15 protein-coding genes and 1 tRNA gene are annotated in these 18,790 nt (G+C 55.9%); 3 read left to right on the top strand and 13 right to left on the bottom strand.

What is annotated here, in order from left to right:
* Together ACEW8J_RS07250 and ACEW8J_RS07245 are read left to right on the top strand one after the other, a co-directional pair.
* A partial coding sequence (locus ACEW8J_RS07250; protein WP_373490974.1) for a TonB-dependent receptor occupies window positions 1-2,043 on the top strand: 2,043 nt, incomplete at its 5' end.
* Between the two features lie 223 nt (window positions 2,044-2,266).
* Window positions 2,267-5,218 carry a TonB-dependent receptor gene (locus ACEW8J_RS07245; RefSeq protein WP_373490973.1) on the top strand — a complete coding sequence of 984 codons (2,952 nt, stop codon included), beginning with the start codon at window positions 2,267-2,269 and terminating at the stop codon, window positions 5,216-5,218.
* A 193-nt stretch (window positions 5,219-5,411) separates the two neighbouring features.
* On the opposite strand, the gene ACEW8J_RS07240 is transcribed toward ACEW8J_RS07245, so the two are convergent.
* From ACEW8J_RS07240 to ACEW8J_RS07210, 7 genes are all read right to left on the bottom strand, one after another.
* Window positions 5,412-5,487 (bottom strand) — tRNA-Thr (locus ACEW8J_RS07240).
* A gap of 30 nt (window positions 5,488-5,517) precedes the next feature.
* Window positions 5,518-6,390 (bottom strand): hypothetical protein, encoded by an 873-nt coding sequence (locus ACEW8J_RS07235; RefSeq protein WP_373490972.1) that lies wholly within the window; start codon window positions 6,388-6,390, stop codon window positions 5,518-5,520.
* A gap of 84 nt (window positions 6,391-6,474) precedes the next feature.
* The gene (locus ACEW8J_RS07230; protein ID WP_373490971.1) at window positions 6,475-7,725 is read right to left on the bottom strand and encodes a mechanosensitive ion channel; all 1,251 of its coding nucleotides are present in this window, start codon (window positions 7,723-7,725) and stop codon (window positions 6,475-6,477) included.
* Between the two features lie 126 nt (window positions 7,726-7,851).
* Complete coding sequence (locus tag ACEW8J_RS07225) at window positions 7,852-8,847, bottom strand: NADPH:quinone oxidoreductase family protein (RefSeq protein ID WP_373490970.1); 996 nt, start codon at window positions 8,845-8,847, stop codon at window positions 7,852-7,854.
* Window positions 8,844-10,253, bottom strand: coding sequence for a serine hydrolase domain-containing protein (locus tag ACEW8J_RS07220; RefSeq protein WP_373490969.1), 1,410 nt, complete (start codon window positions 10,251-10,253; stop codon window positions 8,844-8,846). Before ACEW8J_RS07220 ends, ACEW8J_RS07225 begins: the two co-directional genes overlap by 4 nt.
* Window positions 10,234-11,553, bottom strand: a complete 1,320-nt coding sequence (locus ACEW8J_RS07215) for a replication-associated recombination protein A (RefSeq protein ID WP_373490968.1) — start codon at window positions 11,551-11,553, stop codon at window positions 10,234-10,236. The genes ACEW8J_RS07220 and ACEW8J_RS07215 overlap by 20 nt, the downstream gene beginning before the upstream one ends.
* 2 nt (window positions 11,554-11,555) lie before the next feature.
* Window positions 11,556-12,737 (bottom strand): glycosyltransferase family 4 protein, encoded by a 1,182-nt coding sequence (locus ACEW8J_RS07210; RefSeq protein WP_373490967.1) that lies wholly within the window; start codon window positions 12,735-12,737, stop codon window positions 11,556-11,558.
* A gap of 63 nt (window positions 12,738-12,800) precedes the next feature.
* Between ACEW8J_RS07210 and ACEW8J_RS07205 the strand changes: the two genes are divergently transcribed.
* Complete coding sequence (locus ACEW8J_RS07205; protein WP_373490966.1) at window positions 12,801-13,457, top strand: MOSC domain-containing protein; 657 nt, start codon at window positions 12,801-12,803, stop codon at window positions 13,455-13,457.
* A 2-nt stretch (window positions 13,458-13,459) separates the two neighbouring features.
* Here the strand turns inward: ACEW8J_RS07205 and ACEW8J_RS07200 are convergent, their stop codons facing one another.
* The 6 genes from ACEW8J_RS07200 to ACEW8J_RS07175 form a co-directional block, all read right to left on the bottom strand.
* Entirely contained in the window at window positions 13,460-14,398 is a 939-nt protein-coding gene (locus ACEW8J_RS07200) for a hemolysin family protein (protein WP_373490965.1), read from the bottom strand.
* A gap of 12 nt (window positions 14,399-14,410) precedes the next feature.
* On the bottom strand, window positions 14,411-14,926 hold the full coding sequence (ybeY, locus tag ACEW8J_RS07195; protein ID WP_373490964.1) for an rRNA maturation RNase YbeY: 516 nt from the start codon (window positions 14,924-14,926) through the stop codon (window positions 14,411-14,413).
* On the bottom strand, window positions 14,913-15,944 hold the full coding sequence (locus tag ACEW8J_RS07190) for a PhoH family protein (RefSeq protein WP_373490963.1): 1,032 nt from the start codon (window positions 15,942-15,944) through the stop codon (window positions 14,913-14,915). The genes ybeY and ACEW8J_RS07190 overlap by 14 nt, the downstream gene beginning before the upstream one ends.
* Window positions 15,944-17,281, bottom strand: coding sequence for a tRNA (N6-isopentenyl adenosine(37)-C2)-methylthiotransferase MiaB (gene miaB / locus ACEW8J_RS07185; protein ID WP_373490962.1), 1,338 nt, complete (start codon window positions 17,279-17,281; stop codon window positions 15,944-15,946). Before miaB ends, ACEW8J_RS07190 begins: the two co-directional genes overlap by 1 nt.
* A 9-nt stretch (window positions 17,282-17,290) precedes the next feature.
* Window positions 17,291-18,037, bottom strand: a complete 747-nt coding sequence (locus tag ACEW8J_RS07180) for a lysophospholipid acyltransferase family protein (RefSeq protein WP_373490961.1) — start codon at window positions 18,035-18,037, stop codon at window positions 17,291-17,293.
* Window positions 18,038-18,116: 79 nt separating this feature from the next.
* Complete coding sequence (locus ACEW8J_RS07175; protein ID WP_373490960.1) at window positions 18,117-18,539, bottom strand: Fur family transcriptional regulator; 423 nt, start codon at window positions 18,537-18,539, stop codon at window positions 18,117-18,119.
* Window positions 18,540-18,790 lie beyond the last annotated feature (251 nt).

The raw sequence follows: 18,790 nt of genomic DNA, 5'->3' as shown, positions 1-18,790 counted from the left end.
CCGCAATTTGATTTCGGCGGCTCGGTCGAGGCAACCTACGGCAATTTCAACCAGATGATCTTGAAGGCCGATGTTACGGGACCGCTGTCCGAGACCATCGCCGTGTCCCTCGACGGAAACTATAACAAGCGTGACGGCTATGTGGATGTTCCCAATCTGGGGATCGACATAAATAACCGTGATCGCTGGAGTGTTCGCGGGCAGTTTCTGTTCGAACCCACTTCCGATCTGAAAATTCGCGCCATCGGTGATTACAGCCGGATCGACGAAGAATGCTGCTTTGCCGGCAATATTGTCGCTGGTCCAAGCGTACCTGCGATATTTGCACTGGGCGGTGCGGTCGATCCAGAAAATCTCTTCAACGACACAAGCTTTTTGAACATTGCTCCAAACAACAAGATCGACAGCTATGGCGCGTCGGTTCAGGTCGACTATCAGGTAGGCGCGCTTTCGCTGACGTCGATCACCGCCTATCGTGAGCTTCGATCTTTCAACACCGGCGATGTCGATTTTTCCAGCCTCGATATCGTAACCGACCAGACGGATCAGGCAATTGATACGTTCAGTCAGGAATTCCGGATTGCCTCGGATTTTGACGGGCCGCTGAACTTCCTGGTTGGCGGATATTATTTCAAGGAAGATGTCGATCAGAGCAGCCAGCTGTTTACCGGAACGCAAGCACGTCCATTTTTCTCGCTGCTGGCCGGCAACCCGCAAGTATTCAATGGTGTTGAAGCGGCCCTGGGATTCCCGCAGAACAGCATTTTCAGCCCCGGTTTACTGACCGATGAACGGTTCACCCTGAGCAACGAAGCTTATTCGGTCTTCGGTACCGTCGATTTCGAAGTGGTGGACGGACTGACGCTGACCGGCGGATTCAATTATACCAAGGACAAGAAGGACTTCACCGCTTCCGTGACAGCGTTTGACGAACTTGGTCAGGTCAATCTGGTTGATGCCTTTATCGCCGGCGCCATTGGCTCTTCCGATCCGGCGGTCATTGGACAATTTGCTGCCAATAATCCCCAGCAGTTCGCGGCAATCGCCGCAGCGGCTCAAAATCCTGCCGTCAATCAGCTGCTCGGTCTGGCTCCCTTCCAGTTCCAGCCACCGTTTCTGAATGTTCCAAATGCTGTCGAAGATGGCCGGACGCGGGATAACGATTTCTCATACACGCTTCGCGCTTCCTACGAAATAAGCCGGAACTTCAACGCCTATTTCACCTATGCCACCGGTTTCAAGGCGTCCTCGGTCAACCTTTCCCGCGATAGCGACCCGCTGCCGACTGATTTTACCCCGGGACCATTGCTCAGTGCGATTTTGGCTCCATCTTCACCGATTCGGGATGCTGGCATCGCCACGCCAAATCTGAATAGCGGCACACGCTTCGCCGGGCCAGAGGACGCCGAAGTCTATGAAGTGGGTATCAAAGGCCAGTTTGATGGATTCGGGTTCAACCTGGCCGTGTTTGACCAGACCCTCAAAGGTTTCCAGTCCAACATTTTCACCGGCACTGGCTTTGCTCTTGCCAATGCAGGCCAGCAGTCAACCCGTGGTTTCGAATTTGACGCGACCATCAGGCCGGCTGATCCCTGGCTCTTCACATTTGCCCTGACCTATCTTGACGCGACATTCGATGATTTCCCGAATTCGGCGGTGGGCGATTTGACTGGTGAACGGCCGGCAGGCACGCCCGCTTATTCAATCGCCACGTCCGCGACCTATACCCACGAGTTTGCCGCGAGTGGCAACATGCTGATCGGCCGCGTGGATTATAGCCACGAAAGCAACGTGAACATCACCAACGGACTACCCACTTTTGGTCCTGCAGCGGAAACGCTGTTCCGGCGTGAAGTCAACCTGGTGAATACGTCCCTGACTTTGGCGTTGGAAAATGGCGTCGAGGTCAGTGCATTCGCCCGCAACCTGTTTGATGAACGCTTCATCACTCAGGTTTTTGATGGCGTCGCCCAGGCCGGTACCGTGTCGGGCTATCCCAACCAGCCGCGCACTTATGGCGGGTCTGTCCGTTTCAAATTCTAATTTGAAATATAATTACAAAAATTAGCCCCATTGGGAAACCAGTGGGGCTTTTTTGTGTCATAACAGTACCACTTTTGCCTGCTTGAATGCAAAAACTGATATTAACCATGCAATATCCGCAATTCATTCTGGACTTAATCGCGCGATTAGTTGAATATCGATTCATTGGGGGGATGGACAAAAGTTTCACTCTCCGATGAAAATTGGGATTTGGGAGAGAGAAATGCGTAAATCGCTACTGTTAGCCGCTACAGCTATATCTGCAATGTCCGTACCCGCCTTGGCGCAGGATCGAGACGATGGTGTCTTTGATGACAATGTCATTATTGTTACTGCACAACGCCAGGCGCAAAGCGCTCAGGATGTTCCGATCGCGGTTTCAGCATTTTCGCAAGCAGCGCTGGAAGCGCAGCAGATCGAGAATAGTTCCGATCTCCAGCTGACGCTGCCAAACATCACTTTTACAAAAACCAACTTCACCAGCTCCAGCTTCACGATCCGGGGCATCGGCGACCTTTGTGTTGGCGTGTCGTGCGACCAGGCAACCGCGATCCACTTGAACGACCAGCCACTGTTTTCAACCCGCCTGTTCGAAACAGAATTTTTTGATCTTGAGCGGGTTGAAGTGCTGCGCGGTCCGCAGGGTACATTGTTCGGACGCAACGCGACTGCGGGTGTGGTCAATGTCGTAACCGCCAAACCGAGAATGGGCGAGTTCCAGGCATCGGGCGACGTCGAATATGGCAACTATAACGCGATCAAAGTGAAGGGCATGGTCAATATCCCGATCGGCGACACCTTGTCCTTCCGCGGTGCCGGCATCTATGTGAAGCGGGATGGCTATACCACCAATCTCAATGGCGGTCCCGATCTCGACGATCGCGAACTCTATTCGGTCCGTGGTTCTCTTCGCTTCGAGCCGAGCCCCGACACCACGATTGACCTGTTCGCTTCCTATTTCCGCGAAGACGACAACCGCATGCGGATCCAGAAGCAATATTGCCAGCGCGACCCGACAGGTATCCTGGGTTGTCTCAACAACTCCCGCGACGCGGAATCATTCAATGCCAACTCGACTTTCACCGCGGCCTTGTCGTCACGGGAATTCCTCGCGATACGGGGCATACCCACGGCATTTGCGCTAGGCAGCCTTTATGGTCCGGATCAATATGCTGGCATTAACGTCCCTGCAGATTCGCGGACGGTGAACACTGCATTCACTCCGGAATATTTCACCAGCGAATTGACCTTCCAGGGCAAGATCGAGCATGATTTCGGTCCGATAAGCGCCCAGTTGTCCGGTACCTATCAGAAGGTAAAGCTGAATTCCCGGCAGGACTATAATAACAACATCGGTCGCAGGGACGGCTATGCGCCGGCGCTGAACACGCTTGCTGCAGCCGCAGCCGGACTTATTCCCGGTCTTCCTGCATCCTATTTTGCTCCAATCGCGGCGGCGATCATCCCGGATGGTCCCAATGGCGTATTATGTACGTCGGATACCGACACGATCGGCCTCGGATCATTTGGCGGCAACAGAATATGTGACATGACGCCGCTTCAATATGACCGGTCCAATCAGGAGAATAGCAGCTGGTCGGCAGAAGCGATCATCTCTAGCGATCTGGATGGTCCGTTCAACTTCCTGGTAGGTGGTATTTACGCCGACTATCATCTCACCGAAAACAGCTATTATGTGAATGCCTTTGCGATTGACTATGTTACTGGTTTGCTTGGAAGTTTCACAACACTTGGCCTTGGCCTGCCGCCATCATTTCTTGGCACCCCTTATTTCCGCAACAACACGGATGAACTGAAGGTCAAATCTTATGGTCTGTTCGGTGAGGTCTATTTTGACATCAGTGACAAGCTGAAACTGACCGGCGGTCTGCGCTACAATAATGACAAGAAGGATGTTCAGGCGCGTTCCACTCTGGCGAGCTTCCTTGTTCCTTATGGCCAGACCACCAATGCGTTTGAGTCACCATTCGTTGGCTCTTTCGATGCCGATCCCGGCACTCCAGGCAACCAGATTTTTCAGAATCGCCAAGTGAAATTCAATGAAATCACGGGCCGTGCGGTTCTGGATTACAAGATCACCGACGACAATCTGATCTATGCCTCTTATGCTCGTGGCTATAAATCGGGTGGTATCAACCCGCCACTGCAACCCATTTTCGAGGTGCCGGAGTCATTCCTACCCGAACAGGTCGATTCGTTTGAAATTGGATCGAAAAACACTTTTGGCAATGGTGCGTTGCAACTCAACCTGACCGCGTTTTACTACAAGTATAAGAATTTGCAGCTCAGCAAGATTGTCGCACGGACTGCGGTGAACGAGAATATCGACGCTGATATCTATGGTGCGGAAGTGGAAGCTGTTGTTCGCCCCGACCCGGACTGGACGATCAACATGGGCTTCAGCTATCTGAAGACCAAAGTGAAAGGTGATACATTCAACAGCGACCCGCGCGACTTTGGCGGCGGCCGTTCCGATGCGGTTATCATCAAGGATATCACCAATGCGTCCAATTGCGCGGTGGCCTCCTCGTCCGGCAGTGCGGCAGGAGTAAACCAGTTCGTCAACACGATCACCTCGGTGATCAATGCCGGTCTGGTGCCAGGTGTAGCGGCCGGTGCGAACCTGCAGCCCACCACCGCCTTTCCGTCTGACGGCAATATTGCTTCTACCGGTGCGTTCGGTATTTGTGGTGTGTTGCAAGCGGCCGCTGCAGGCGCTTTCGCCGGTGCCGGAATCGACCCCGCAGCATTCGGCGGGATTGACTATTTCGCTGCCGGTATTCCCAAGAATATTCGCGGGAATGATCTGCCACAGGCACCTAAGTATAAATTCTCTGCTGGCGTGCAATATACGATGAACTTTGACAATGGCATGAGCCTGGTTCCACGCGTGGATCTGGCTTATACGGGTGAAAGTTTTGGCAGCATCTTCAACGGCAATGTCAACCGGATCGAGGGCTATGCGCAGGCAAACGCTCAGGTCCAGTTGAACGGCACCGAGGATCGCTGGTATATTCGTGGCTTCATCCAGAATATCTTCGACAGCAATGCCGAAACCGGACTGTATGTAACGGATCAGTCTTCTGGCCTCTACACCAATGTCTTCACGCTGGAACCCCGGCGCTATGGTATCGGCGCTGGCTTTAAATTCTAGGCCAATCGCCCAATCGAAATGAAAACCCTGCCGGGAAACCGGCAGGGTTTTTTGTGAATGAACGATATCTTTGATCTTGATGTCGGCAGAGGGTGCAACCGGGGGCAGGGGTCTGCGTGAGGCGCGCCGTCATCCGCAGTCGGAATGCATCCAGCCCATTTAGCCCACCGGATGACTGCGTGTATCTGAAAAATGGTGCCGAATATCCGACTCGAACGGATGACCTACCGCTTACAAGGCGGTTGCTCTACCAGCTGAGCTAATTCGGCGTGCACTGGATTTGCTGCGCGCTATTAGCGTCAAACCACGCCAAAGGTCCAGCCCTCTTTTTGCGCGATATCTTCTGTCATTGCGGGCGGGTTCCAGAGCGCCTGGTTACCGGCAATCTGCTTCATCCATGCGGCGGTGATCAAGGCGTCGGTGCTGTGGTCGTCATAACGCTGCAGTCGGGCGGGCAGGGCGGTGTCCAACCGGTTCAGGGCATCCTCCAGACCGATACGATCGCGGACTTTGCTGCGTCCCCTGGGCAGTCCGGCCGCCAAGGCCGCAACGGTCGTATAAATCTCGACCAGGACTGGCCCGCGATCGGGAACAGGGTCAAAGGGCCAGACCGGAATGGCACCGCGCAACTGGTGCAGCATCCGCATCCCCGTGAGACTGGATTTGCCGACCTGTGCCGCACCGACCAGATTGAAGCAACTGGCGCTATTGGCCTGTTTGGTGGCACGTTGGTAGCGTTCCACCTCGCGCAAGCGGCCAACCCCCTGGCCGAACAGATCGCCAACATGATCGCGGCCGTGGCGAAAATGGCGGCTTGCCTGCGGGTGCTGAAGAAAGCTGGCAGCGCTGAGATGGGGATCGTCGCTGCACAGGGTATCGACCAGTTTCCAGAGCGCTGTTGCGTCATCCGGGCTGTGCTGCCATTCCGGAAAATAGGCGCTCTGGTCCAGAAATGGGAAGGCCATTGACAGGTCAAAGCCGACAAGAATGTCCTGATCCCTCTGTGCCAGCTCTAAAAGCCAGACAAGGATATCGGTACGCGACCAGCGCGGCTCCCGGGTCAACAGGGAAGGGGGGCCGTCCGGGCCGATCCTTGCCACTGCAATTCCGTCGGGACGTTCCGATCTGGCTCCGGACCAGTCGACACAGGCAAAATGGGAAAATTGGCGCACGGCCAGTCTCTAGCGCAACCGGGTGACAAAAGAAAAGGGGCAGGACCATCGGACCCGCCCCTTTCTATATTGGCGTAGCAACGGCTATTTTTTGGCAACGGGCGTCCGTGCCGCGGGTTTCGGCCCAGCCGGCTTTGCAGCTGGCTTGCGAGCCGCAGGCGCTTTCGGTTGCGGCGGATTGGCGTAGATATCCTCCAGAACCTTGCCAGCGACGTGCCGCCCGCCCCAGCCAAAGGCCAAAGCGGCAGCGGCTGCACCGCCAATGACCAGCGCGGTAAAGGCAGTCTGCACGATCTCTTCGCCTACACCCATGAACTGCAGGCCCATGAAGGTGAACAGGATGATCGTGGCATAGCGCACGATGGTGGATGCCATGCCGCCTTCAGCCGCTCCGCCAATGATCCGCGAGAGCAGATTGGCAACCAGGAAGCCGACAGCGATCACGATTGCGCCAAAGATGACGCGACCGCCCAGTTCGAGGATCTGATCCAGTATCGATGTCAGTTCGGCGAAGCCGAGCAAACGCATGGCTGCGATGGCAAAAAACAGCATGATGGCGACCTGCGCAATTCTGGCAACGACTGTCGTCAGCGTGGTTTTTGCTGGCAGAATATCAAGCGCCGCCATGGATTGATCAACGCCAAGTCCGGGCAGGATTTCCGTGATGATCTGAACCACGAACTTGCTGATCAGATAACCAATGCCAAGGATGATAGCCGCACCGATGATGTTCGGAATGGCCGCAAGGATCAACCGCAACATATCACTGGCAGGCCCTGATACCGATTGCAGATTCAACGCTTCGAGCGCGAGTATGGCGACCGGTATGATGATCAGGACGTAAACGATCGTTCCGATGGTCTTGCTGATTGCCGAGTTACCGGTGACCGTATCGATACCGCCGCGATTGGCCCATTTGTCAAAATCGACCGTCTGCAGAAATGTGATGACCAGATCCCTGACAATTCGTGCCACGACGATACCGATGAAGAATATGATTGCCGCACCCAGAAGATTGGGAACGAAGCCCATGATATTGTTGAGCAGGGTCTGGATGGGGGCATCGACGCCGCCGAGACCGAGCACGCGCAAAATCACCAGAAGACCGAACAGCCAGATCAGCAAGGAAACAATCTTGCCGAGCGATTCGCCCACCGACGTGCCCGTCGACGTGTCGCGTTGCAGAAATTTCACATTATCGACCAGCTTGGCGAAGGTCCATTTAGCGGCAAGGGCCAGAACCCAGGTGCCGATGAGGATCACCATAGCCAGGCCCAGTTTCTCCCCCCATGCCATCATCAGCTCCGTATCGAGAGCATAATTGCCTATCCGCATTCCATCCATTTCGCTTCCCCTGTCTGGTTTGTTCTCGTGTAGAGATACATTAGCATGATCTGCTGCAGATTGACAGGAATCAATATTTTCTCTGAAAGGTCTCCATATAAAAACCGCAAAAAAACATCAGCTTGCGATCATTTCAACGACCACCCGGCCTATAGCTTCCCGGCTTTCCAATATCGCCAGAGCCTGGGCCGTATCGGTAAAGGGAAAGCGGTGAGAAATATGCGGTCGCATGGCACCTTGCGCGGCCAGTTCCCGTAACGCTGCGCTTTGCCGTGTGGCCAGCTCGGGATCCCGACGCGGGCTTTCGCCGGCGCGAACACCGATCAGACTGTAGGTTTTGATCAGCGCATGATTGGCCGGAAAGGAAGGAATGACGCCGCTGGCAAAGCCGACGATGAGATATCGCCCATTCCAGGCAATGGCGCGCGTCGCCGTCAGCGCCAGGTCCCCGCCGACCGGATCAAAAATGACATCGACGCCTTTGCCTCCTGTCATCTCCTTGACCTTGGCAGCCAGATCCGGGTCTGCCGGATCCAGCAGATGATCCGCGCCGGCGCGATCAATGGCTTCCCGCTTTTCCTCGTTGGAACCGGTACCGATGACCGTTGCGCCGATGTGCTTTGCCATTTTGATCGCCGCCATGCCGACGCCGCCGCTGGCGCCGAGAACCAGAATGTCCTCCCCCGCTTGCAGATGGCCGCGCTCGACCAGCGCGTGCCATGCGGTGGCCGCCGCTGTCTGCCAGCAAGCGCCTTCAGTGAAAGACAGGGCCGGGGGCAGCAGGGAAACGGCCGCTTCGCCGACCACCCATTGTTCTGCCAGTGCGCCGCCCTTGCCACCGGCCATGACGCGATCGCCGGGCTTGAAGTCGTGCACATCGGGAGCGACCTCGATCACTTCTCCGGCCGCCTCGAGTCCAGGTACGAAGGGCGGATCGGGGCGAAACTGATATTTGCCCTGGGTCATCAGCAGATCCGGGAAATTGAGACCCGCGGCATGGAGCTGGATGCGCAACTGACCGGGCTGCAACGCCTGGGCCTGCTGCTCGACGATCCGGATCGAGGCCGGGCCGGTCAGACTGGTACAGAGGGCCGCGCGAAAACTCGTTGTCATGATGCTATTGCTGCCACAACCTCTCTGGTGAAGGCTTCGATATCGAAGCGATCATCCGCGCTGTCATAGCCGCGACGAACAATAACCAGATCAAGCGAGGGAATGATCACCAGATATTGTCCGCGATTGCCAAAGCCGGCAAATGCATCCCGTGGAATGCCGTCCGATTTGTTCATCAGCCAGAAGGAAGCGCCAAAACCAAATTTCCCCGCTGGCTGCGGTCCGGATGGGGCGGTGACATAGTCGCGCCAGTTTTCCGGGAGCAGCCGTTCCCCGTTCCAGGTTCCGTTGTTCAGGTAGAGCAGGCCGAGCCGCCCCAGATCGCGGGCCGTGGTCCAGACCTGGCTGGAGAGTATAGGATTGCCCTGCCAGTCGGTCTCCACATAGGTACGCGACATGCCCAGTTTCTGGAAGAAGCCGTAGGGATTGAAATCATGGGCTGCCGGAATGTAATTGCCGAGTTTGAACTTCCGATCGAGATGCTGCGCTCGCGCTGCGTGAATGGCGAGTAACGTGTCATTATTGGCATAGCGATAGCGCGCGCCCGGTTTGTACAGCAGCGGCCAGCTGGTTGCCCGTTCGCTGACACTGGCACCGCCCATGTACAGCGGATCGGTTCGATTGCCGGCCGTGTCACTGACCAGACCGCTGCTCATCCGGAGCAGATGATCGATGGTCAGCGCTGCTCTCGGGTCTCCGGTTTTCTGCCATTCCGGGATTTGCACCGGAGCATGAAGATCAACCATCTTTTGCTGGACCGAATGTCCGATCAACGTGCTTGCCATGGATTTGGCAACCGACCAGGTGCGCTGAGCGGTATGAAGGTCATGGCCCTGCTTGTATTTTTCGGCATCGATATGACCATTTCTGATGACCAGGACCGCACTGCTCTGGCCGCCAAAGGATGCCGGATCCAATGCGCGTTCTGCCAGCGCGCCGAGAGCCCTAGAACGGTCTGCGGGCTGCGTTTCTGCTGCGAGATCGCCCATGGGCCAGCGCTGGTCATCGAGAAACTGGCGTGGCTCTATCTGGGCATCGTCCGGCAGATCGGATTCTGCTCCGAAAAACCCGATCGGCATGGCGGTGCAACCGGACTCGCTGTTCCAGACTGCAAGACGAGGCGGGGCATCATCGCCAAAGGAAACCCGAACCTGGCGCTGCGACTGATCCACCTCAGCCGGCAATGTGGGAGTGATGTCTGCAATGCGTGGATAGATGCCCGTCAGTTCGTCCGCGTCGATATCGGCCAGCGACTTGCCGCCATTCCACAATCCGGAACAGATGAACTGGGCCTTGTAGCCTGCCGCCAGGGCGCGGTCATAGCGCTGGGCGTCGTCGGATTGGGCGAACGAAGGGCTGGCAGACAGCGTGCCGATCAAACCGAGGCTAAGGAGCTTTTTCAGCACGCAATTTCTCCCAATAGGCAAGCCGTTCCCGGATCTTATGTTCAAAGCCCCGATCGACCGGTTGATAATAATGTTCCAGCTCCATGCCCTCCGGCCAGTAATTGTCCCCGGAAAAGCCATCATCGTTTTCGTGATCATAACTATAGCCCTGACCATAGCCAATGTCTTTCATCAGCTTGGTGGGGGCGTTCAGGATATTCTGTGGCGGCATCAGCGAGCCGGTCTGTCTGGCAGACTTCCATGCCATTTTCTGTGCTTTATAGGCGGCATTGGATTTGGGGGCGGTGGCGCAATAGAGGCAGGCCTGGACGATCGCCAGTTCACCTTCGGGACTGCCCAGAAAATCATAAGCATCTTTTGCGGCCAGCGCCTGCACCAGGGCCTGTGGATCCGCCAGTCCAATGTCTTCGCTGGCGAAACGAACGATGCGGCGCAGCAAGTATAGCGGCTCTTCGCCCGCTACCAGCATGCGGGCAAGATAATAGAGCGATGCCTGCGGATCGGATCCCCGCAATGCTTTGTGCAGCGCCGAGATCAGATTATAATGACCCTCGCGGTCCTTATCATAGACTGGCATCCGGCGGTGCAGGGTCTTGGCTAGTTCGGGCGGATCGAGCGGCCTGTCGATCTCGAGCGAGAATAGAGTTTCCGCTTGGTTGAGCAGAAAGCGGCCATCCCCGTCCGCACTGGCGATCAGCGCCTCTCTGGCACTGTCAGTCAGCGGAAGGATTTTTTCCTCGAGTTTTTCGGCTCGTTCCAGCAGTTGCGCCAGAGCAGAAGCATCCAGCCTGTTGAGGATGAGCACCTGCGCCCGGCTGAGCAAGGCGGCATTGAGTTCGAATGAGGGGTTTTCCGTCGTCGCCCCGACCAGAATCACCGTGCCGCGTTCGACATAGGGCAGGAAACTGTCCTGCTGCGACCGATTGAACCGATGGATCTCGTCGACAAACAACAGGGTGGCCTTACCGGATTGCAACCGCATCTCGGCTTCTGCAAACACCTTCTTTAGGTCGGCAACACCCGAAAAGACCGCCGAAATCGCCTTGAAATGCAATTCGGTCTGATCAGCAAGCAGGCGGGCCAGACTGGTTTTTCCGGTGCCCGGCGGCCCCCAGAGGATGATCGATGACAGTCTTCCGGCGGCGACCATCCGGCCAATCGTGCCCTCGGTACCGACGAGATGATCCTGACCAACAATGTCAGCAAGCTGGCGTGGCCGCAACCGGTCGGCCAGCGGCGATACGGGTCTAATCTCCTCCTCGCTCAGCTGACCATCTTCTTTGTCGAACAGGCCTTGCATGGCTAGCGAACGGCCGCTTGCTTGATTGGCCCATGGCCGGCCTGGCGCTGGCGGACCAGCCGCATATAGGTTAAGGCAACGGCGTTGTTGATCTGATCCCAGCTAAACTCTTCCGCGCGGCGCTCTCCGGCTGCGCCATGGGCCTTGCGCAGATCATCATGCTCGCAATAGGCTTGCAGCGCGTCGGCAAATTCGCGGATTGCGCCGGGTCTGACCAATTTGCCGGATTCGTTATTCTTGACCAGACTCTGGCTACCCGTGGCTTTGGCTGCCACGACCGGCAAGCCGCAGGCCATGGCTTCGAGCGTCACATTGCCGAAAGTTTCGGTAATCGAGGGATTGAACAGCATATCCATGCTGGCAACCGCCCGGCCCAGTTCGCTCCCTTCCTGGAACCCAACGAAAATCGCTGCCGGATTTCTGTCTACGAACCATTGTTTGGCCGGTCCTTCTCCGATAACCAGCACCTTGTGGGCCACCTTGCGACGATGCAGTTCGTCGATGGTATCGGAAAAGACATCGAGACCCTTTTCCATCACCAGTCGTCCGAGAAATCCGATCACGGGTTGATCGCCGTCGATGCCGAGTGATCGACGCCATTCCGGATCGTGGCGATCGGAATTGAATATGTCCCGATCCACACCGCGCGACCAGATGCCAACATCATAATTCATCCGCTGGTCGCGGAGCAATTGGGCCATGGATTCCGACGGAGCCACCAGAGCGTCGCAGCGGCGATAGAGTCGCCGCAATATCGCTTCGATAATCGGTTCCAGAAAGGCCAGATTATAATAGCGGGGATAGGTTTCAAAACGGGTATGCACGGAAGCGAGCACCGGAATATTCTGGCGCCGCGCCCAGGATACCATCTTGTGTCCGACCCGGTCAGGGCTGGATATCTGCATGATATTGGGGTTGAACCGTTGCAGGTCCTTTTTCACATCGCTGGAAATCCGGGTTGGAAAGCGATATTCACCGCGTCCGGGGAAAGCGACGGATGAAACGCTGACCAGATCTCCGGTGGGTTCAAATGCCGGGGTATCCGTGGTTGGCGAATAGACCCGAACGGCAGCGCCCTGTCGCAGCAGATAGTCAACAAGCCGGTTGAGGGCCTGGTTGGCGCCGTCGCGTACGAAATTATAATTGCCGCTGTACAGAGCAATGCGAAGGTCACTGATTTTCATAGCGCCTTGAAGCATAGTCAGGGTGAAATTGCTAATATGAACTTGATTGGATATTGGTGAGGCATGATCAGAACCCGGCTGGACTATTTGCTCATCGGCACACCCAAACCATTTGGCGATGACGGAGAATTGAGCGCTATCGTCAAAAAATCTGTTGATACCCCCTTGATGCTCGGGTTTGCGGGCTTGGCGGGTAATCAGGTCGCTGATCCGCTCCATCATGGCGGGCGCGACAAGGCTGTGCATCTCTATCCGATCGAACATTATGCCTTCTGGCAGCAAAAATATCCGGATGTTGGGGCGTTGAACCAGCCCGGAGCCTTTGGCGAGAATTTCAGCTGTCAGGGCATGACCGAGACCGAGCTTTGCCTTGGCGATATTTTCCGTATCGGAAAGGCCCTGATCGAATGCAGCCATGCCCGCCAGCCATGCTGGAAACTCAACCATCGCTTTGGCAGGCCGGATGTCCTTAAAACTGTGGTTCAGACCGGCAGGGCCGGCAGCTATTTTCGCATATTGGAGGAAGGCCGGATCGCAGCGGGTGATGAAATCATCCAACAGGACCAACCCTGGCCTGCTTGGCCGCTGGACCGTCTGTTCGGATTGATCGTCGGCGGCCAGCGCAAAGGAAACAGCGCCGAACTCAAGGCGCTTGCGAAAAATCCGGTACTAGCCGAAAGCTGGCGGAAGCGGGCCGCGCAATTGGCGGATGCCGGATAATCTCATCCGGAATGCTCGTGGAGAGGCGGGTGCAGTCGCAAGCGGGTGACGCGGCGATCATCGGCTTCGGTAATTTCCAATATCCAGCCGCTCGGATGTTCCAGTCTTTCACCGACCGATGGGATATGCCCTGCCAGAACGAAGGAAAGGCCGCCGATCGTGTCGACATCTTCGGAAATTTCCTCGAGCGCCCGGTCAATTGCGTCGCCGACATCGTCCAGCTCGGCGCGCGCATCGACGTCCCAAATGCCGTCATCCAGCCTGACCAGCATTGGTACTGGCTCGTCGTCATGCTCGTCTTCAATCTCGCCGGTAATTTCCTCGACAATATCCTCGATGGTTACCAGACCTTCCGTGCCATTATATTCGTCGAAAATGATCGCCAGATGGGTCCGGGTTGCGCGCATTTCAGCCAGTAGATCGAGCACTCCCATCGACTCCGGAACGAAGCGGGGCTGGCGCAGGAACGGCGTGATGTCGTTCGGGAACGGGCCACCCTTGGCGACAATCGCGAAAATATCCTTGATGTGGATCATCCCGATGATGTTGTCGAGATTCTCGCGGTAAACGGGTATCCTGCTATGACCATGCTCGGAGAAAATATCGACAAAGTCACTAAACGGAGAACTTTCCTCGATAGCGATGATATCGGCTCGCGGTACCGCGATATCATCGACGCGATGTTCGCTGAAATGGAGCATGTTGCGTAACATTTCGAGTTCGAGCGACGACACATCGGTCCGATTATTCGGATCGGACTCGGCATCGCTTTCATGGTCATCGATGACTTCTTCGATCTGCGCCCGCAGACTATTGTCATCATTGTTGCCGAACAGCAGAGCCTTCAGGCTCTGCCAAATTCGCCCGGGCTCGTCATCTTCCTTGGATTGGCCGTTGCTACGAGTCGAAGCCGTGCCACTGTCATTGTCAACGTCGCTCATTCTGTTTCTTTATTACCTGCTTTGCGCCTGTTCTGCATAAGGATTGGCAATTCCGAGTGTCGCCAATGCATTGATTTCGCAACTTTCCATCAACCCGGCATCAACCTCGTTTTCGTGATCATACCCTAGCAAATGCAGCGAGCCGTGCACAATCAAATGTGAAATATGATGGGAAAACGCAATGCCTTTCGCGGAAGCTTCGTCGCGACATGTTTCATAGGCCAGGATAATATCGCCCAGCAATGCCTCGCCATCGTCGGTATTTGCCAGGGATTCCAGCAAATCTGGCTGGATCTGCGGAAAAGAGAGAACGTTGGTCGGTTTGTCCTTGCTGCGATAGGCCTTGTTGAGCGCGTGCACTTCGCGATCGTCGGACAGCTTCACGCTGACTTCTATTGAAAAGTTCCGGGTCAGAAGATCAGCATGGACGGAAGCGCTGATTGCCGCCTTTGCCGCCTGCGCGACCAAGTCCGTCCAATCCTCTTCCTTTTCCCACTCGGGAGACGCGCTCAGTTCAGTCTGGAGCATCTTTGCCTTCATAGGCTTCGACGATTTTGCCGACCAATGGATGGCGAACGACATCGCTGGCACCGAATTCGATCATGCTGACTCGCTCGATGTCTTTCAGCTTCACGACTGCGTCGGCGAGCCCGGACACGGCTTCCTTTGGAAGATCCACCTGTTTGGGATCTCCGCAAATCACCATGCGGCTGTTCATGCCAAAGCGGGTCAGAAACATCTTCATCTGTGCGGCTGTGGTATTTTGCGCTTCGTCGAGAATGACAAATGCGTCCGACAGGGTTCTTCCGCGCATGAAGGCGATCGGCGCGATTTCAATCTCGCCGCTCTCGATCCGCCGTTCTACCTGCTCGGCAGGCAGCGTATCGTAGAGCGCATCATAAAGAGGCCGGAGAAAGGGATCGACCTTTTCCTTGAGATCACCCGGAAGAAAGCCAATTTTTTCACCTGCTTCGACAGCGGGCCGTGACAGGATCAGTCGGTCGACCGATCCGCTGACCAGCTGAGATACGGCTTGCGCCACCGCCAGATAGGTCTTCCCGGTTCCTGCTGGACCGAGTGCAAAAATAATATCGTCGCGCGCGAGGGCTTCCATATAATGTGCCTGCCGAACGGAGCGAGGGAAAATCGTCTTCTTGCGCGTCCGGATCATCACCTTTGGCGCGTCGGCCACGTTATTCTTGTTGCCGTCATCCCCGCTGACCGATTGTCGTGCCACCTTGGCAACGCGGGGGTCGGCAGCCATGGCGATGATCGCTTCGACCGCGCCATTGTCAACTTCCTGACCTTGCTCGAGACGGTTGTAGATGCCGGTCAGGACGTCGCGAGCCCGGGTGACAGCCTCTTCCTCGCCTTCGATTTTCAATTTGGTACCGCGCGCGGCGATATAGACACCAAGCCGATTCTCGATTGCGACAATATTCCGATCATATTCGCCGAATAGATCGCCCAAAATCTGCGGATCATCAAATTCCAGATCCAGTTTGATGAGCTTTCCGGCTGTTACGCCTTTTGTTTTTTGGGCCATCAGGCAGCAAGTCTTTCTTTGATCTGGCCAGTGAGACTGTTGGGGCCGGCCTGGGTGACTTCGATCTCGACCAGGTCGCCAATTCTGAGATCGGGCGAAATGATATGCACGGATTGCAGCCAGGGCGTCTTGCCGATCAGTTGGCCAGCCAGCTTACCATGGCGTTCCAGCAAGATGTCGGTGTGGCGGCCCACGGTCGCCAGATTGAATGCATATTGCTGCTCGTTCAGCAATGCCTGCAATCGTTGCAGCCGTTCATCCATGACTTCCGGCGCGATTTGTTGATCCATCACCGCCGCCGGCGTGCCGGGACGGGGTGAATATTTGAAAGAAAAGGCCTGGGAATATTTGGCATCGCGGACGATCTGCAGCGTTTCCTCGAAATCCTGGTCGCTTTCACCCGGGAAGCCCACGATGAAGTCTCCGGAAAGCGCGATATCCGGGCGCACGTCGCGCATTCTCTCGAGTATGTCGAGATAGCTGCGCGCGCTATGCGATCGATTCATTGCCTTCAAAACGCGGTCGCTTCCGGATTGCACTGGTAAATGGAGAAAGGGCATGAGCTTGGCTACTTCGCCATGCGCGGCGATCAGTCCCTCGGTCATGTCATTGGGGTGGCTCGTCATATAGCGAATGCGCTGCAGATCCGGGATTTTGTCGAGTGCGCGGATCAGGCCGTCGAGCCCCTGACTCTGCCCCTTGTCATCCTCGCCGCTCCAAGCGTTGACATTCTGGCCGAGCAACGTGAGTTCTCGGGCTCCGCCGCCCACCAATGCCTTGGCTTCTTCGATCAGATCAGCCCAAGGTCGCGATATTTCTGCGCCGCGCGTATAGGGTACAACGCAATAGGTGCAAAATTTGTCGCAACCTTCCTGTACCGTCAGAAACGCGGTAGGCCGTGCTTGCGGACCGCGGGATGGCAGGACATCGAATTTCGAAATCGCGGGCATGTCCGTATCGATCGCCTTTTTGCCCGACTTCGCCGCCGCCATGAGTTCAGGAAGGCGGTGATAGGCCTGCGGCCCGACAACGATGTCCACGCTGGGCGCCCGGCGGGAAATTTCCTTCCCTTCGGCCTGGGCCACGCAACCGGCGACAGCGATCATTGGGCTGGATCCGTCCTTTCGGCGCAGTCGACCGATATCCGAATAGACCTTGTCGACCGCCTTTTCCCGAATGTGGCAGGTATTCAGGACCACCAGATCGGCTTCTTCGCCATTTTCGGCGGCGCTCATGCCTTGATCGACGAGCAGTTCGGACATGCGCTCGCCGTCATAGACATTCATTTGGCAACCAAAGGATTTGATGTAAAATTTTTTCAGATCGGCTTGAGTCATAGATCGCGTCTATACAATGGGTTTGCCCCCCAGGGAAGCTGAAAGCGGTTCTGCAATCCTGCGCCGGGCCTCCGCCGCAATATTTTTTCTGCCAGAATAATGATCCGGATCGAATGGCTCGAGAAAATGAACCTCGACAATGAAACTGCTGCGTCGGGTCAGCAGTCTCCAGGCATTTGAAGGTGCGCTTTCTTCGCCGGTCCAGCCAATTTCGGTCGCATTTTCACCATAGTTCAGAAAGACCGGTTGTACCAATATACCCGGAGGTGGGGGTTCCAGAACTTTTAGCAAAGGCGCCTTGAACGGCAGCAAGGTCGAGCCATCGGTTGTGGTGCCTTCCGGAAAAATGGTGATCGCCCAGGTTTCTTCCAGCGCATCCCGCAGCTGGTTGATCTGCTGTGCTATTCCCATCCGGTCTGACCGCGAGACAAAGACCGTGTCGTTGAGCCGGCAAAGCCACCCGATGACTGGCCAGTTGCCGATTTCTTCCTTCGATACAAAAGCGGTGCCGCTATGTCCCCCGAGGATCGCGATATCCACCCAGGTAATATGATTGGAAATGAAGAAGACATCCCGTTTGATCGGAGTGCCGACAATATTGACGCGCGCGCCGCAAGCGAAGGCTGCGATTTTCAAAAATGTGCGCGGCCAGGGATTGGACAATCGCAGCAGTCGCCAGATATAGTAAAGTGGCACGCAGACAAACAGCGCCGCGAAAAGAAGGGCCATGCGTAGCCCGAATCTCAGATAGCCCATTGGTCTTGCTCCGTCCCACAGGCGATATGCCATTGGCTGGGTGTCACAGGGCCGTGCATCCGGGTCTGGGTTAGGCCCGTCAGCTTTTTCTGGCGAGAGATACGCCATAAAGCTCCATGCGATGGTCAACCAGGCGGTAGCCAAGCTTTTCAGCAATCTGCTTCTGCAGGGCTTCCAGTTCAGGATCGACAAATTCAATCACCCGACCGGTCTCGACATCGATCAGATGATCATGATGCGCTTCGGGAACGGCTTCATAACGCGCGCGGCCATCTCCGAAATCGTGGCGATCCAATATCCCGGCTTCTTCAAACAGCCGGACCGTGCGGTAGACGGTTGCTATTGATATGCGCGGATCAACCGCAGAAGACCGCTCATGCAGGGTTTCCACATCGGGATGGTCTTCCGCATCAGAAATCACGCGAGCGATCACCCGGCGCTGGTCGGTAATGCGAAGCCCTTTTTCCGCGCATAGCGCTTCGAGATCAATTTTTTGCGGCATGCAGCTTTTCCATCATAATGCAAAAGACTCTATGCGGCGAGCCGAGCTTTGCAAAGGGAAAATTGCGGCAGCGCTGCCGCAATTTTCTGAATCCTTCACATAAGAGAGCGTTTTAGTGTCTCACCTTTGGAGTAAACCCACCAGCTTGTAGCTGGTATAAGGCTTCAGCCGTTTTGGTTTGCTAAGCACTATCCTCCAGAAAATGACCGGCTCGCAGGCGAAGTCATTTTCTGGAGGATAGTGCTTATGCC

Origin of the sequence: Parasphingorhabdus sp. (assembly GCF_041748495.1) — a bacterium.
Classification (GTDB): domain Bacteria; phylum Pseudomonadota; class Alphaproteobacteria; order Sphingomonadales; family Sphingomonadaceae; genus Parasphingorhabdus.
Note: the sequence above shows the minus strand (reverse complement) of the source record. Positions and strands in the feature narration are given on the sequence as shown.

What these genes read in the sequence shown, in the direction of transcription:
- ACEW8J_RS07245 (WP_373490973.1), top strand. Translation starts at nt 2,267, where the DNA reads ATGCGTAAATCGCTACTGTTAGCCGCTACAGCTATATCTGCAATGTCC.
- ACEW8J_RS07230 (WP_373490971.1), bottom strand. Translation starts at nt 7,725, where the DNA reads ATGCGGATAGGCAATTATGCTCTCGATACGGAGCTGATGATGGCATGG.
- ACEW8J_RS07225 (WP_373490970.1), bottom strand. Translation starts at nt 8,847, where the DNA reads ATGACAACGAGTTTTCGCGCGGCCCTCTGTACCAGTCTGACCGGCCCG.
- ACEW8J_RS07215 (WP_373490968.1), bottom strand. Translation starts at nt 11,553, where the DNA reads ATGCAAGGCCTGTTCGACAAAGAAGATGGTCAGCTGAGCGAGGAGGAG.
- ACEW8J_RS07210 (WP_373490967.1), bottom strand. Translation starts at nt 12,737, where the DNA reads ATGAAAATCAGTGACCTTCGCATTGCTCTGTACAGCGGCAATTATAAT.
- ACEW8J_RS07205 (WP_373490966.1), top strand. Translation starts at nt 12,801, where the DNA reads ATGATCAGAACCCGGCTGGACTATTTGCTCATCGGCACACCCAAACCA.
- ACEW8J_RS07200 (WP_373490965.1), bottom strand. Translation starts at nt 14,398, where the DNA reads ATGAGCGACGTTGACAATGACAGTGGCACGGCTTCGACTCGTAGCAAC.
- ybeY (WP_373490964.1), bottom strand. Translation starts at nt 14,926, where the DNA reads ATGCTCCAGACTGAACTGAGCGCGTCTCCCGAGTGGGAAAAGGAAGAG.
- ACEW8J_RS07190 (WP_373490963.1), bottom strand. Translation starts at nt 15,944, where the DNA reads ATGGCCCAAAAAACAAAAGGCGTAACAGCCGGAAAGCTCATCAAACTG.
- miaB (WP_373490962.1), bottom strand. Translation starts at nt 17,281, where the DNA reads ATGACTCAAGCCGATCTGAAAAAATTTTACATCAAATCCTTTGGTTGC.
- ACEW8J_RS07180 (WP_373490961.1), bottom strand. Translation starts at nt 18,037, where the DNA reads ATGGGCTATCTGAGATTCGGGCTACGCATGGCCCTTCTTTTCGCGGCG.
- ACEW8J_RS07175 (WP_373490960.1), bottom strand. Translation starts at nt 18,539, where the DNA reads ATGCCGCAAAAAATTGATCTCGAAGCGCTATGCGCGGAAAAAGGGCTT.